Origin of the sequence: Methyloceanibacter sp., assembly GCF_050999895.1 — a bacterium.
Classification (GTDB): Bacteria; Pseudomonadota; Alphaproteobacteria; order Rhizobiales; family Methyloligellaceae; genus Methyloceanibacter.
Window position 1 is genome coordinate 33,947 of record NZ_JBPCOU010000062.1, and the last position, 14,666, is coordinate 48,612.

Below are 14,666 nucleotides of genomic sequence, written 5' to 3' on the forward strand. Positions count from 1 at the left end.
CCGTCGAGACTGTCCGAATCCGGAACCTCTTTGGATCGAGCTTAGTGGATGAAAGTGGCCACGCGCAATTGCTCGTAACAAGGGCCGCATCGCATTCGAAGGGTTCTAAATTAGCGCTCCCGGCTAAGGACGGTTGATGACGAGCATGCCCGCAATAATGTCATGCAGGCACCGCTTGCGCGGGTCGAACAGGGCCCAGAGCAGGATCGGGCAAAAGATGACAAGAGAGAACCAGAACAACAGGGCATGGAAGGCGGCGATCAGAGGCGAAACCTTGCCCCCATGCCACATGCGCACCTCGAGATTCATCATGCGCTGGCCGATGGTGGCGGAGTTCGGGCCGCCGATGGTGAGCGCGTTGTAGCCAAGACCGACGGCGGGAAAGACAAGCCCGAACAGGAGCCAGGCCAGACCGAGCGTGATGACGCCGAGAAGTGCCACCACGACATAGGCGATCGCCGTCAACACGAAGATGATGAGCGCGTCGACAAGGAAGGCCATCGACCGCTTGCGGATCACGTGGCTGAAGAGCTGCGGCTGCGTCACCGGGTCATAGGCGTAAAGCTGATCGGTAAAGCCCGCACGCGGGGGAAAGGTTTTCTGCTCGCTCATCATGATCTCTCCGATGAAGGGTCGCGTTTGTCAGCGCTGAGATGGTGACCGCCGCGGCCTCAAACAAGCGGCTAGACGCGAGGGAAGCAAGACGCGGCATCCACGTAAGGTTGCCGATACCTAGCCAACACGTTAAGGATTCGCGGACACGAGTAAAGGCTACGGGGGCCACCTATGCCGAAATCGCTGTTGTTGCTTACGATTGCGCTGCTCTTCACGACCGCAGCCGCGCAGCCGAGCTTTGCCTGCGAGGGAAGCGAGGCCGTTTTCGAGGACGCGTTCACCGACGACGCCGGCGGCTGGGCGGTGCAGGATTCCGTCGAGGTGAAGGACGGACAGTTCGTCTTCAAGCTCACGCCCGACGACATGCAGTCCAATCTCAACGTCACTTACACGGTCGAAAACGCCGACATCTGCTCCGAGGCGGTGTGGCCCGAAGGCGACCAGCCGGTGCTTGGCGCGGGCCTTCTGTTCTGGGGCGAGGACAAGAAGACCTACTTCCAGTTCGGCGTCCTCAATAACGGCAAGTTCTGGATCGCCCGCAAGCAGGACGGCAAGTGGCACACGATTGCCGAGAATATCGCGGCCTCGTCCATCAAGACGAGCCCCGGCGCCTCCAACACGCTGCGTGTCACGACCAAGGACAACACGGTCACGTTCTATATCAATGGGACGAAGGTCCGTGATCTGCGCGGTCAGGCGCCGAAAGGCGGCTGGCGCTTCGGTCTGTCGGGCGACAATTTCGACAAGACCAAGGATGCGCGCGTGATCTTCAAAAGCGTGAAAGTCACCGAATAGGCTACGCCTTTGTTTGCAGCAGCCGCGCGGCCTCGGGCGCGAAATAGGTGAAGATGGCGTCGGCGCCGGCGCGCTTGCAGGCCATCAGGCTTTCCAGCATCACTCGCTCGCGATCGATCCAGCCGCGTTCCGCGGCGGCGGCGATCATCGCGTATTCGCCCGAGGTCTGGTAGACGAAGGTTGGCAGGCGGAATTCCTGCTTCAGCCGCCATACGATGTCGAGATAGGCGAGCCCGGGCTTCACCATCACCATGTCGGCGCCCTCGGCGATATCGAGGGCGACTTCGCGCATCGCCTCGTCGCCGTTCGCAGGGTCCATCTGATAGGTGCGTTTGTCGCCGCGCAGCATCGCCCCCGAGCCCACCGCATCGCGGAACGGCCCGTAAAAGGCAGAGGCGTATTTGGCCGCGTAAGCCAGGATTTGCACGTGACTGAAGCCGCTCTCCTCAAGCGCGGCGCGAATGGCGCCGATGCGGCCGTCCATCATGTCCGAAGGCGCGATGACGTCGCAGCCGGCCTCCGCCTGCACGAGAGCCTGCTGCACCAGGACCTCGACGGAACGATCATTGTCGATCTCGCCGCCGATGAGAATGCCGTCGTGGCCGTGGCTCGTATAAAGATCGAGCGCAACGTCGCAGATGACGCCGATCTCAGGCACGCGCGTTTTGATGGCGCGCACGGCGCGGCAGACAAGATTGCCAGGCTCGGTCGCTTGGCTCGCGTCCTTGTCCCGGAGGGACGCATCCGTGAAGGGGAAAATGGCAATCGCAGGGATCCCAAGCTCGACTGCGTCCTCGGCGGCCTCGACTGCAAGATCGACGCTGAAGCGCTCGACCCCCGGCATAGCCGCCACCGGCGAACGCTCGCCGTGGCCCTCGATCACGAAGAGGGGCCAGATCAGGTCGCTCGTTTGCAGCGACGTCTCGCGAACAAGCCGGCGCGACCAGTCAGCGCGGCGATTGCGGCGCATGCGCGTCGCCGGAAATCCCGGACGGGGCACGCGGGGCGCAGCCGTCGCTGCGCGCTTCACCCGCGCGGTGTGCAGAGAAACTGTCTTATCCTTCGGTGACATCGTTTGCGACGGTTCCGCTTGAAATGACAGCCAAGCTATCACCCGGTGAAGGCGGCTGCCAACCGCTCACCCTGCGTAATGTTTAAGGCCCTATTCGCAGAAGCCGGACCGGCGCGCTTTCATATCCAGGTGGAAATGGTTCTTGTGGGCGGCGTTTGCATCCGGCCCAAGCACGGTGCCGAACGTCTTGCACGCGGCGTCATGCAGGTTACGCACGAAATCGCTTTTGCGCACGGCGATGGGCTGGGGTGGTACCGCTTCCGGCGGCGGCTTTGGCGGGTCGGCGGCCTTCGCCTTCGCTACTTCCAGAACGGAAGCGCCGATGCGCTTTACCGAAGAGACCGGCGGCAAGGTCGGTGGTGGGGCCAACGCGGCCGTAGTCTCTGGCCGGTCCGGGTTGCGCAAAGGCAGCGGCGGTTCGGTAGTCTCGACGACACGAGGCCAACTTTCCAGCACCGTGACGTTTTCGCCGGAGCCGAGCACGAATTCCGAGATGTCGAGCGCGTTTGCAAGCGCATGCTCGCTCAGGGGAGTCATGGCGCCCCCATAACGGTTCCGGCAGGCATATGACGTCGCGTTGTGAAGCTTGACCACCTTCGCGCCAAGAAGATCCGTCGCTTCCGGCTGCACGACATCCTTGAGCCATACTGCGACGGCTGCCGCGACCGCGCAATTGACGGTCGCCGGGGGCGCAATCTCGACCTTGGGATCGCTGCCGATGGATTTGAGGAGGATGGGAGCGGGCGTGCCGCACATGCCTTCCTTGATCGGAGGCAGGGGCTCGTATTCCATCGTCACCGGGGCGAGGAGCTGGGTGCAGGCGGCCTTCGCAGCGGCAACCTCGCTGTCGCTCCAAGGAACGCTCGGCGTTTCCGCCGGCGTCGCCGGCTCTTTTTTTTCGGGCTCAACAGCCTCTTTCGCCTCCGGCGCCTCCGGCTCTTTGACAGAGGGAGGCGCTGCGGCCCGCACCGGGTTGCGTTCTCGCGTCGGCGGTCCTTCCGTGGCAGCCCACGCCGGCACTGGGAGCAGCATGGCCATTGCGAGGATCAGGAACCAAGCGCGCTTCATGAAGCGGCGGGCCGGCGTGAGGCCCCCCGCAACTTGTGATCGAAGCGATTGGATGCTAGCTGCCGCGGGCTTTCCAACGACGTTGCCGGCGCATGGATAAGAAGGACAGGACGTTGAGCGAAGGGCTCGGCATCACATTCGAGGAAAACGATCGCGCCGGCATCGTCACGCTCGACCGTCCGGAGCGCCTCAATGCGCTGAGCCGCGAGATGTTCGAAGCCCTGAGCGAGCGCTATCTGCGCTGGGGACCGGCGGCTAACATCTACGGCGTGGTGATGCAATCCACCCATCCCTCTGTCTTCTGCAGCGGAGGCGATCTCAAAGTCCTGCAAGATTGGGGCAAGCAGGGGGCGCTCTCCACGATTCGCGCATTCTATCGTGCCGCCTACACCCATGTTTGGGTTTTAGAGAATTTCATCCGGCCGAATATTCCCCTTATGAACGGGCTCGTGCTCGGCGGTGGCATCGGCATAACGCTCTTCGGCACTCACCGCGTCGCCGGCGAGAACTATCGCATGGCAATGCCGCAAGTCGGCATCGGATTCATCCCGGACATCGGCGGAACGTATTTTCTTCCTCGTCTCCTCGGTGTGACTGGTCTCTACCTCGCTCTGACCGGGCGCTCCATTGGTCCGGCGGATGCCTTCCGCCTCGGCCTCGTGACCCACTGCATTCCCTCCGCTCACTTCCATGTCATCACGGACGCGGTGAGCGACAACCATCCGATCGATCGGCTTCTGGATGGATTGCATCGCGAGCCGGGCGAGGGGGAGCTCGTGCGCCTGACGCCCGCAATCAGCCGAGTCTTCACCGCGCCCTCCGTTGAAGCCATTCTGGAGCGGCTCGACGCCGAGCGCGGCGAGGATGAGGAATGGGCGCGCGAGACCGCCGCCGTCCTCCGCCGAAAGTCGCCAACCTCCCTCAAAATCGCATTCCTCCAAATGCAGCGCGGCAAATCGCTGGATATTCGAGGTGCCTTGCGACTGGAGTACCGCATCGCCTCGCATGTCGTGGGGACCCCCGATTTTAGTGAAGGGGTCGGCGCTCGCATTGCCGGCAAGGGTCGGACGCCGAATTGGGCGCCAGCCACCCTGGAAGATGTCGATGAGGCTAAAATCGAGTCTTTTTTCTCGCAGCCGGCCGACGACGAGGATGAGCTGGAGCTTGAGGAACGCCGCCTAGGCGCTTGACTCGCTTCAAGGTCTCGCGAAATAACCAAAACTTAATACTAGAATTTCATGCAATCTTAAGCGTCTCGCTTAAGCTCATTTTAGATTGTTTGAGCCTACAGTCGCCACCAAGTTGGGGATTTAACAACAACTAACGAGGGTAGGCGATGAGTGTAGCCCTGAACATAGGGACACATACGGCACCGGATGAGGCAGAAGACCTCAAGAGCCGTTATCTTGTTTCGTTGAAGCTGGTCGAGCGTCTGCATCGATTGTTGCTCGATGTTATCAAGGATGAGTTTGAACGCTTGGGACGTTCCGACGTCAACAGCGTGCAGGCCTTGCTTCTGTACAATATCAGCGATGCCGAGTTGACCGCGGGCGAGCTTACGAGCCGCGGCTACTATCTCGGCTCCAACGTTTCTTACAATCTGAAGAAGCTGGTCGATTCCGGCTACATCAATCACCAGCGCTCCACGACGGACCGTCGCTCGGTGCGGGTGCGGCTGACCCAAAAAGGCCAGGACGTGTGTCAGGTGGTGAACGGGCTCTACAACCGCCAGCTTAAGTCCTTGCAGCAGGTCGGCGGTATCGGACCTGACGACGTCGAGGTCCTGAACCGGTCCCTGATTCGTCTCGAGCGCTTCTGGACCGATCAGATCCGCTACCAGCTCTAACTTCGGGCGAGATCAACAGAGTTTGATCGCCCTCGCGGGAGACCGCGGGGGCGATTTCTGTTGTGCAAACATCCCTGCGCCCAAAATCGCCCGATTTCGCGGCTAGATTTTGTTGAGATTCATGGCGGGGTTACGGCTCGTTGCGGGGGCCCGGGGCCTCCTTTAGGAAACCAAAGCTGGAAGGTTTCGTTTCCCGAGGTCGTTACACGTCCGTAACTTTAAAACGGCTAGAGTAACGATGATTAAAAGCCTATAGTTAGCGCGACCTTCGTAGGCCGCGAAAAACGGGGATCTGCAAATGCCAACGTTGCGGCGCATGTTTAAGACCGGCGTGGTTTGCGCCACGACGGTCCTGGCGGCGACACTTCTTCTGTCCACCGCGCAACCCTCCCATGCCGGCCTGTTTTCCTGGCTGAAGGGCGACAACAATCAGAACGCCCCCGGCGGGCGGAGCTATGGCGCGCCAGGATGGGGAAATTCCCAGCCCGGATCCGGCACCCATCAAGCACCGCCGGAAGAGGGCAATCCGCAAACGCGGGCGTGGATCACCAATCCTGCGCCGGGCATACCGACGCTGACGACCCGCAACATCGAGGCGACCAAGGCGGCCATCGAGCGCTATCGGGCTATCGTCGCGCAAGGCGGCTGGCCCATGGTGCCCGCTTCGGTGATGAAGCCGGGCTCGCGCGGACAGGAAATCGTGACGCTGCACCGCCGGCTCGAAATCTCGGGCGACCTCACCGGACAAAGCATTCCCGACGAATACGATCAGGCCGTCGTGATGGCGGTGAAGAAGTTCCAGGCACGGCACAACCTGCCGCCGACCGGCGTGATTGACAGCCGCTCCACCATCGATGCGCTCAACGTCCCGGCGACGGTTCGGCTCGCACAGCTTCAGGCCAGTCTGAAGCGGCTCCAGACCTTGGCGCCCGGTGTCGCCAACCGCTACGTGCTCGTGAACGTTCCCTCCGCGCAAGTTGAAGCGGTGGAGGGCGGCCAGGTCATCTCGCGGCATGCGGCCGTGGTCGGCAAGATCGAGCGGCCAACACCCGCGCTCAGCAGCAAGGTGTCGGAAATCAATTTCAATCCGTACTGGCACGTGCCGCGCAGCATCATCCAGAAGGATCTCGTCCCCAAAGGCCAGGAATTTGCCAACCGGGGCCAGGACATGCTCGCCGCCTATCGCATGCAGGTGTTCACGCCGAGTGGACAGCCCGTCGATCCGCGCAGCATCGATTGGTTCGGTCCGGAGGTTTACACCTACAATTTCCGCCAACTGCCATGGGAAGAGAACTCGCTCGGCTTCGTGAAGATCAACTTCCCGAACAAGGACGCGGTGTACATGCATGATACGCCGCTGAAGAGCCTGTTCGGCCGCAGCGTCCGCTTCGAAAGCTCGGGCTGCGTCCGCATCCATAATGTGGAGCAGCTAGTCGCTTGGATCTTGGGCGACAATCCGGGCTGGGACCAGCAGCGGATCATGTCGATGAAGTCATCCGGTCAGCAAGCCGACGTCAAGGTGGCGAAGTCGATCGCGGTATATTTCACCTATATCAGCGCCTGGTCGACGCCTGACGGCGTGGTCCATTTCCGGCCCGATATATACAACACCGATACGCCTGGAGAGACGACCGCCTCCGCCTATTGAGGTGACGCGACAAGGTTTTACGAAGCCATCCGGTCACGGCCGGATGGCTTTTTTTGTTCGCCTGAGGCCATTGGCGTCTCGCCCAATCCTTGGGTGTTGCTAGCGTGCCCCGGCGACATGTGGTAGAGCGAGCCGACAGGAAATTTGCCTGATATTGGCAGTGGTTCACCGTCCGTAAGGGTCAAGGAGTGGCTAGAATGACGGCAAGTGATGCGAGACGCGCCGCGGCGCAGGACGATGATTTCTTCACCACGCCTTTGAGCGAGGCAGACCCAGAGGTTTTTGCCGCCGTCAGCGACGAGCTCGGCCGCCAGCAGCACGAGATCGAGCTGATCGCGTCGGAAAATCTCGTCTCGCAAGCCGTGCTCGACGCCGCTGGCACGCTCCTAACCAACAAGTATGCCGAAGGCTATCCCGGGCGCCGTTATTATGGCGGTTGTGAATTTGTCGATGTCGTCGAACAACTCGCCATCGACCGCGCCAAGCGCCTGTTCAACTGCGCCTTCGCCAATGTGCAGCCCCATTCCGGTTCGCAAGCCAATCAATCGGTCATGCTCGCCCTCATCAAGCCCGGCGACACGGTCCTCGGCATGTCGCTCGCCGCAGGCGGTCATCTCACCCACGGCGCGCCGCCCAATCTTTCCGGCAAGTGGTTTAGCGCCGTCCAATACGGCGTGAAGCAAGACGATCACCGCATCGACTATGACGAGGTCGAGCGTCTCGCCAAGGAGCATAAGCCAGCCCTCATCATCGCCGGCGGCTCCGCCTATCCGCGCATCATCGACTTCGCCCGCTTTCGCCAGATCGCCGATGCGGTCGGGGCTTATTTCCTGGTAGACATGGCGCACTTTGCCGGTCTGGTTGCTGCCGGCGTGCATCCGAGCCCACTGGCGCACGCCCATGTTTGCACCACAACGACGCATAAGACCCTGCGCGGACCGCGCGCCGGCATGGTGCTCTCCAACGGTGAGGAGATCGGCAAGAAGATCAACTCCGCGGTCTTCCCAGGATTGCAGGGCGGTCCGCTGATGCACATCATTGCCGCCAAGGCGGTGGCGTTCAGAGAGGCGCTCGCGCCGAGCTTCAAGCTCTACGCTCAGTCCGTCGTCGACAATGCCAAGGCGCTCGGCGAGACCCTGGTCAAGGGTGGCGTCGACCTCGTCTCCGGCGGCACCGACACGCATCTGGTGCTCGTCGATCTTCGGCCCAAGAAGCTGACCGGCAAGGCGGCCGAAGCAGCGCTCGGCCGCGCGAACATCACCTGCAACAAGAACGGCGTGCCTTTCGATCCGGAGAAGCCGATGATCACATCGGGCATCCGCCTCGGCTCGCCCGCAGGCACTACGCGCGGCTTCGGTATCGCCGAGTTCCAGTCCGTCGGCGACATGATCATCGAGGTGCTGGATGGGCTCGCGGCCAACGGCGAGGGCGGCAATAGCGACGTCGAGCAACGCGTCAAGAAGCGCGCGATCGAGCTTTGTGAAAGATTCCCCATCTATCCGACGACGTAAGGCGTGACGGTGAAACAGCGGAGGGCGGGCGCCCATGCGTTGCCCCTATTGCGGCAGCACCAACACGCAGGTGAAGGATTCGCGGCCTAGCGAGGATCACACCACGATCCGCAGGCGGCGGGTCTGCGCCGATTGCGGCGGACGCTACACGACCTTCGAGCGCGTACAGCTGCGCGAGATGACGGTGCTGAAGCGCAGCGGTCGCCGGACGCCCTTCGATCGCGACAAGCTGATGCGCTCGGTGCAGATCGCGTTACGCAAGCGCCCGGTTGATCCCGAGCGCATCGAGCGCATGGTGAGCGGCATTGTGCGCCGGCTTGAAAACATGGGCGAGAGCGAGATTAAGTCCGAGACCATTGGCAGGCTCGTCATGGAGGCGCTGAAGTCGCTTGACGACGTCGCCTATGTCCGGTTCGCGTCGGTCTACAAGAACTTTCGCGAGGCCAAGGATTTCGAGGCTTTGCTCGGCGAGTTGGCCGGCGCTGAAGGCGACGAAGAGACTGCCATTCCCCTCGAGGATTAGCGTCAGGCCGCTACCCAAAAAATGCGTGCAAGTGACGAGCAGCATATGGCGCAGGCCTTGGCGCTTGCCCGCCGCGGCCTGGGTCTGACCTGGCCCAATCCTGCCGTGGGAGCGGTGGTGGTATCGCCGGAGGGCGAGATCATCGGCCGCGGTTGGACGGCGCCCGGAGGCCGCCCCCACGCCGAGGCGATTGCCCTTGAGGAGGCCGGCGAGGCCGCGCGCGGCGCTACCATCTACGTGACGCTTGAACCCTGTGCGCATGAGGGGCGCGGACCCGCTTGCGCCGATGTCATCGCCGAGGCGCAACCGGCGCGTCTTGTCATCGCGTTGCGCGATCCGGATCCGCGCACTTCGGGCGCCGGCATCTCGCGCGCCACCGCCGCCGGCATCGAGGTGACGGAGGGGCTGCTCGCCTCGGAGGCCCTCGATATCGTGCTCGGCCATGTCTATCGCGTGACGCAAGGCCGTCCCGCCGTCACCCTTAAGACTGCCGTCGGCGCCAATGGCTTCGTGACGCGTGGCGACGGCGCGCCGGTGTGGATTACCGGCCCCGACGCGCGCGCCCACGGCCACCTCTTGCGCGCCCGTTCCGACGCGATCCTGGTCGGGCGGGGCACGGTCGCGGCGGACGATCCAAGCCTCACCTGCCGCCTACCGGGGATGTCCTGCCGCTCCCCGGTTCGCGTCGTTCTCGACGGCCGGCTACGCACGCCTCCCAGCGCGCGTCTGTTTGAAGATGAGATGGTGCCCGTCTGGCTAATCTGCGCCGATGACGAGGACCAGCCCAACGCCGAAAGGCTGCAGGAGCGGGGCGCCGAGATCATTCCAATCCCCGTCGATGCGGAAGGCTTGCCCTGCGTCGTCGAGGCGCTGGAGCGGCTGGCGGGGCGGGGGATTACGCGGGTGCTTGTGGAAGGTGGGCCATCGGTGGCGCGCGTGTTTCTCGACGCCGATCTGATCGATGAGGCTGTCATTTACCAAGGTGCGGAAGCAGTCGGCGGTGACGGTCTGTTACCCTTTGCCGGCGAAGGACTTGATCGGCTCACCGATAGCGGTCATTTCACTAACAGCCACACGCGATCGTTTGGAGCTGACCGCATGACAGTGTGGCGGCGGAACCGCAGATGTTCACCGGCATTGTCAGCGACATAGGCATAGTCATCGCACGCAACGGTGCGCGGCTCAGCATCGCGTGCGCCTACGAGCCCGCGAGCTTTGAGGAGGGTGCCTCGATCGCTTGCGATGGCTGCTGCCTCACCGTGACAGGCTTCCGCGCGGGAGAGGGCGAAAGCACGATCTTCGAGGTGGAGGTGTCCAACGAGACCGCGGAGCGCGCGACCGCTGGCGCCTGGACGAAAGGCCGCCGCATCAATCTGGAGCGCTCCCTGGTCCTTGGCGCTGAGCTCGGCGGGCATCTGGTGATGGGCCATGTCGACGGCCGCGCCAAGATCAAGGATATCAAGGCCGACGGCGACAGCGCTAGGGTGCTGCTGGAGGCTCCGTCGGAGCTCGCGCATCTCATCGCGTCCAAGGGCTCGGTGGCGTTGGACGGGGTTTCTCTGACCGTCAATGAAGTGGATGCTAACGCGTTCGGTGTAAACGTCATTCCCTACACGCTCGCCCACACCACCTGGGGGGACCGCGTGCCCGGTGATCTGCTAAACCTTGAGATCGACGTGCTCGCGCGCTACGTCGAGCGTATCATGCAACGAGATACAAGATCGTGACCGTGTTGAAGCCCGCCCCGCAGCTACCTGCGCTCTCCTCCATCGAGGAGGTGATCGAAGACGCACGCAACGGCCGCATGTTCATCCTCGTGGACGCAGAGGAGCGCGAGAACGAAGGCGACCTCGTCGTCCCGGCGCAAATGGCAACGCCCGGGGCCATCAATTTCATGGCCAAGCACGGCCGCGGCCTCATCTGTCTCGCGCTGTTGCCGGACCGCGCCAAGCAGCTTCATCTTGAGCTGATGTCGCGCTCGAACCGCTCGCGGCATTCGACGGCCTTCACCGTCTCCATCGAGGCACGGGAAGGCATCTCGACGGGCATCTCCGCCCACGACCGGGCCCATACCATCGCGGTCGCCATCGACCCGACCAAGGATTATCGCGACGTAGTCACGCCGGGACATGTGTTCCCGCTTGTGGCCAAGGACGGTGGCGTTCTCGTGCGCGCCGGCCACACCGAGTCAGCGGTGGATGTCGCGCGCCTCGCTGGGCTTTATCCCGCCGGCGTCATTTGCGAGATCATGAATGACGACGGCACCATGGCGCGGCTGGCCGATCTCACGACCTTCGCCGGGACCCACGGCCTCAAGATCGCGGCTATCTCCGACCTGATTGCGTATCGCTTGCGCTACGATCATCTCGTCAAGGTCGTGGCGGAGTCTGAACTCGACAGCGCCCATGGCGGGGCTTTCGACGTCAAGGTCTACGCCACGACGGTGGACCCGGCCGAGCACATCGCGCTTGTGAAGGGCGAGGTCGCCGCTGGCGGTCCCGTGCTTGTCCGCGTGCATGCGATGAACACCATCGACGATGTGTTCTCAGCCGGAGGCCATCGCGATAGCCTGGTGCAGAAGGCGATGGAGATCATCGGCGAAGAGGGCCGCGGCGTCGTCGTGCTCATTCGCGAAACGAAGCCCAACGCCATTTCCTCGCGCCTGAAAGATCAGGGCACGCAGTCCGTCGGGCAGCAGCGCCTGATTGAATACGGGGTCGGCGCGCAGATCTTGCTCGATCTCGGCGTGCGCGAGATGGTGCTTTTGAGCAATGCGCCGGCACGCAAGATCGTGGGACTGGAAGGCTACGGCCTCAAGGTCGCAGGCCATCGGAGCTTGGGATAGCGCCATGAGCCGCAAAGGACGTTCTGTTCTCATCATCGAGGCGCGCTTCTATGAAGACATCGCCGACGAGCTGGCTCGCGGTGCGATCGAGGAGCTCGACGCCAACCAGGTCAGCTACGAGCGCATTGGGGTTCCGGGCTCTCTCGAAATCGCGCTCGCGCTCAGCCTTGCGCTTGCCAACGGCTTTGTTGGCAGGGCAGGGCGCCATCGCGGCTGTATCGCGCTGGGCTGCGTCATACGCGGGGAGACGACCCATTACGATATCGTGGCGCGGGAGAGCTCCGCGGGGCTGCATCAGCTTGCCGTGCAGCACGCGGTCCCCATCGGCTTCGGCATTCTCACCTGCGAGAGCCGCGACCAGGCCTGGGAACGCGCGAGCGTCGACGGCCGCAATAAAGGCGGCGATGCCGCGCGCGCCTGTCTCACCCTGATGCAGCTCGAGCGACATTTTTCCTCCGCGAGCCGGCGCTAGCGCCATGGTCCAAAAGGACAAGAAACCCCCTCGCGGTGCCGCCCGCAGCGCCGCCCGCCTCGCCGCGGTTCAAGCCCTGTATCAAATGGATATGACGGCCATCGATCTTAACGAGGTCATCGGCGAGTTCGAGACCCATCGCTTCGGGCAAGAGGTGGACGGCAGCGAATACAGCGAGGCCGAGGCGTCGTTTTTCCGCGATCTCATCCAGGGAGTTGTGCGCGAGCAGCTTAGTATCGACCCCCTCATCGACCAGCATTTGGCCGAAGGCTGGCGACTCAACCGCGTCGATTCCATTCTGCGCGCCATTCTCCGCGCGGGCGCCTACGAGATCCTCAAGCGGAACGATGTGCCTCCGAAAGTCGTCATCACCGAATATGTCGATCTCGCGCATGCGTTCTTCGACGGCGAGGAGCCAAAGGTCGTGAACGGCATTCTCGACAAGCTCGCGCGCGAGGCGCGGCCGTCTGAGTTTGCGGGCGGAGGAGGAGGTCATGCCTGAAATCTCGGAACGGGAGCAGGGCACCTCACTCAATGAGTTTGAGATCATCGCACGCTATTTCGCCCCGCTGGCGAACGACAAAGCGGCGCTCGGCCTGCGCGACGATGCCGCTGTCCTCGTCGTGCCGGAGCGCCAGGAGCTTGTGTTGACCTGCGACACGCTGGTTGAGGGGGTGCATTTCCTCCCCGACGATCCGGCCGACACCGTCGGGCACAAGGCGCTGGCGGTGACGCTCTCCGACCTCGCCGCGAAGGGGGCAAAGCCCTACGCCTATCTGCTAGCGTTGTCGCTCCCCGTGGAGGTCACCGCGGCATGGCTTGAAAGCTTCGCGTCCGGCCTCGGCGAGATGCAGACACAGGCGAGCATCGCCCTTGTCGGCGGCGACACCACCTCAACGCCAGGACCCCTGAGCATCACCGTCACGGCAATCGGCCACGTCACGCACAACCATGTCGTTTTGCGCTACGGCGCCACGGCCGGCGACCGGCTCTATGTGAGCGGGACCATCGGGGATGCCTGTCTCGGACTGCGTCTTCTCCGTGACCCCGCACTCGCGCAACATTGGGGTTTGTCGGACGCCGACACCGCCTTTCTCGTCGAGCGCTATCGTGAGCCCACGCCAAGGACCGCTCTCGCTCTTCTTCTTCGCAATTTCGGCCAGGCCGCCATCGACGTCTCCGACGGCCTTATCGGCGACATCGAGAAACTCTGCGCCGTTTCCCACACAGGCGCGCGTATCGAGGCGAATCAGGTGCCTCTGTCGGAGGCAGCGGAGAAGGTGCTGGCACGCGACCCGGACCTCCTTTCGGAGCTCATCACGGCCGGCGATGACTATGAAGTGGTCGTCGCCGTGGCGGCTGCAAGCGCCGCGGACTTTGAAGAGGAGGCTGGCAAGCATGAGGTGGGTTTCACGCTAATCGGGGAAATTTTGGCGGCGGGACAGGGCGTTTCCCCGCTAAATGCACAAGGCGAGCCTCTGAAACTTGGCCAAAAGGGCTTTTTCCATGCCTGGCCCTGAGGCCGCGTTCCAGCCAAATTGCCGCTCTCATAGGCAGTCGGTTGCGTCTGACGCGTAACTTTGGCATTTTCGCCACGCTTTGAGCCATTCACGGGGGCAACGAGGCCGCGGCACTTAAGTTCTAAGTGTCCTTCCTAATCGCGGTCGAGATCCCCTGCCATCCCAACCAACCGAACGGGGATTTTCCGAACATGACTTGGGTTCTTTATTTCATCATTGCCTGCGGTGCGCTTTCCATCGCGTACGGCGTCTGGACCACCAAGGCAATCCTGGCGGCCGATGCGGGAACGCCCCGCATGCGCGAAATAGCGGCTGCCATTCAAGAGGGTGCCCAGGCGTATCTCGCGCGGCAATATACGACCATCGCCATTGTCGGCGCCGTCATCTTCGTGATCATCGCCTACCTGCTTGGCGTGACCCAGGCCATCGGCTTTGCGGTGGGCGCCATCCTCTCCGGTACAGCGGGTTATATTGGCATGAACGTCTCGGTGCGCGCGAATGTTCGCACGGCGCAAGCCGCGACGAAGAGCCTTGGTGATGGCTTAAGCATCGCATTCCGTGCCGGTGCGGTGACCGGCATGCTTGTCGCTGGCCTCGCCCTCCTCAGTGTCGCGGTCTATTTCTTCATCCTGACCCAGGTGCTCGGCTATGACCCGGCATCGGGGGGCGTGGGCGAGAAGGTCGTGGGGGTTGGCTTTCGGGTCTCTCTGCGCTTCCTCCTTTCCCCGCTTTGGGGCGGAACCTTTCCCCA

At 62.8% G+C, this 14,666-nt stretch carries 16 protein-coding genes; 13 read left to right on the forward strand and 3 right to left on the reverse strand.

Translation table 11 applies throughout. From position 1 onward, the window contains the following. Positions 1-123: 123 nt before the first annotated feature. Positions 124-612, reverse strand: a complete 489-nt coding sequence (locus tag ACR2J1_RS06845; protein ID WP_434018588.1) for an RDD family protein — start codon at positions 610-612, stop codon at positions 124-126. Between the two features lie 174 nt (positions 613-786). Between ACR2J1_RS06845 and ACR2J1_RS06850 the strand changes: the two genes are divergently transcribed. After that, positions 787-1,410, forward strand: coding sequence for a family 16 glycoside hydrolase (locus tag ACR2J1_RS06850; protein ID WP_434018589.1), 624 nt, complete (start codon positions 787-789; stop codon positions 1,408-1,410). A gap of 1 nt (position 1,411) precedes the next feature. On the opposite strand, the gene hemB is transcribed toward ACR2J1_RS06850, so the two are convergent. Then, complete coding sequence (gene hemB, locus ACR2J1_RS06855) at positions 1,412-2,380, reverse strand: porphobilinogen synthase (RefSeq protein WP_434018605.1); 969 nt, start codon at positions 2,378-2,380, stop codon at positions 1,412-1,414. Positions 2,381-2,572: 192 nt separating this feature from the next. Further along, entirely contained in the window at positions 2,573-3,550 is a 978-nt protein-coding gene (locus ACR2J1_RS06860; protein WP_434018590.1) for an extensin-like domain-containing protein, read from the reverse strand. A 113-nt stretch (positions 3,551-3,663) separates the two neighbouring features. On the opposite strand from ACR2J1_RS06860, the gene ACR2J1_RS06865 reads away from it, so the two are divergent. From ACR2J1_RS06865 to ACR2J1_RS06920, 12 genes are all read left to right on the forward strand, one after another. Next, positions 3,664-4,740: an enoyl-CoA hydratase/isomerase family protein gene (locus tag ACR2J1_RS06865; RefSeq protein ID WP_434018591.1), complete on the forward strand. Its 1,077-nt coding sequence runs from the start codon at positions 3,664-3,666 to the stop codon at positions 4,738-4,740. 146 nt (positions 4,741-4,886) lie between these two features. Further along, the gene (ldtR, locus tag ACR2J1_RS06870) at positions 4,887-5,396 is read left to right on the forward strand and encodes a transcriptional regulator LdtR (protein ID WP_434018592.1); all 510 of its coding nucleotides are present in this window, start codon (positions 4,887-4,889) and stop codon (positions 5,394-5,396) included. A 316-nt stretch (positions 5,397-5,712) separates the two neighbouring features. After that, complete coding sequence (locus ACR2J1_RS06875) at positions 5,713-7,044, forward strand: L,D-transpeptidase family protein (protein WP_434018593.1); 1,332 nt, start codon at positions 5,713-5,715, stop codon at positions 7,042-7,044. A 197-nt stretch (positions 7,045-7,241) separates the two neighbouring features. Continuing rightward, positions 7,242-8,555 carry a serine hydroxymethyltransferase gene (gene glyA, locus ACR2J1_RS06880; protein WP_434018594.1) on the forward strand — a complete coding sequence of 438 codons (1,314 nt, stop codon included), beginning with the start codon at positions 7,242-7,244 and terminating at the stop codon, positions 8,553-8,555. Between the two features lie 34 nt (positions 8,556-8,589). Further along, complete coding sequence (gene nrdR / locus ACR2J1_RS06885) at positions 8,590-9,078, forward strand: transcriptional regulator NrdR (protein ID WP_434018595.1); 489 nt, start codon at positions 8,590-8,592, stop codon at positions 9,076-9,078. A 21-nt stretch (positions 9,079-9,099) separates the two neighbouring features. Beyond that, complete coding sequence (gene ribD, locus ACR2J1_RS06890; RefSeq protein WP_434018596.1) at positions 9,100-10,230, forward strand: bifunctional diaminohydroxyphosphoribosylaminopyrimidine deaminase/5-amino-6-(5-phosphoribosylamino)uracil reductase RibD; 1,131 nt, start codon at positions 9,100-9,102, stop codon at positions 10,228-10,230. Then, positions 10,203-10,805, forward strand: coding sequence for a riboflavin synthase (locus ACR2J1_RS06895; protein ID WP_434018597.1), 603 nt, complete (start codon positions 10,203-10,205; stop codon positions 10,803-10,805). Before ribD ends, ACR2J1_RS06895 begins: the two co-directional genes overlap by 28 nt. Continuing rightward, positions 10,802-11,923 carry a 3,4-dihydroxy-2-butanone-4-phosphate synthase gene (gene ribB, locus ACR2J1_RS06900; protein WP_434018598.1) on the forward strand — a complete coding sequence of 374 codons (1,122 nt, stop codon included), beginning with the start codon at positions 10,802-10,804 and terminating at the stop codon, positions 11,921-11,923. The genes ACR2J1_RS06895 and ribB overlap by 4 nt, the downstream gene beginning before the upstream one ends. Before the next feature lie 4 nt (positions 11,924-11,927). Then, the gene (gene ribH, locus ACR2J1_RS06905; RefSeq protein WP_434018599.1) at positions 11,928-12,395 is read left to right on the forward strand and encodes a 6,7-dimethyl-8-ribityllumazine synthase; all 468 of its coding nucleotides are present in this window, start codon (positions 11,928-11,930) and stop codon (positions 12,393-12,395) included. A 4-nt stretch (positions 12,396-12,399) separates the two neighbouring features. After that, positions 12,400-12,897: a transcription antitermination factor NusB gene (gene nusB, locus ACR2J1_RS06910; protein WP_434018600.1), complete on the forward strand. Its 498-nt coding sequence runs from the start codon at positions 12,400-12,402 to the stop codon at positions 12,895-12,897. Next, complete coding sequence (gene thiL / locus ACR2J1_RS06915; RefSeq protein WP_434018601.1) at positions 12,890-13,915, forward strand: thiamine-phosphate kinase; 1,026 nt, start codon at positions 12,890-12,892, stop codon at positions 13,913-13,915. Before nusB ends, thiL begins: the two co-directional genes overlap by 8 nt. Positions 13,916-14,106: 191 nt before the next feature. After that, the coding region (locus tag ACR2J1_RS06920; RefSeq protein WP_434018602.1) for a sodium/proton-translocating pyrophosphatase at positions 14,107-14,666 on the forward strand (560 nt) is incomplete at its 3' end.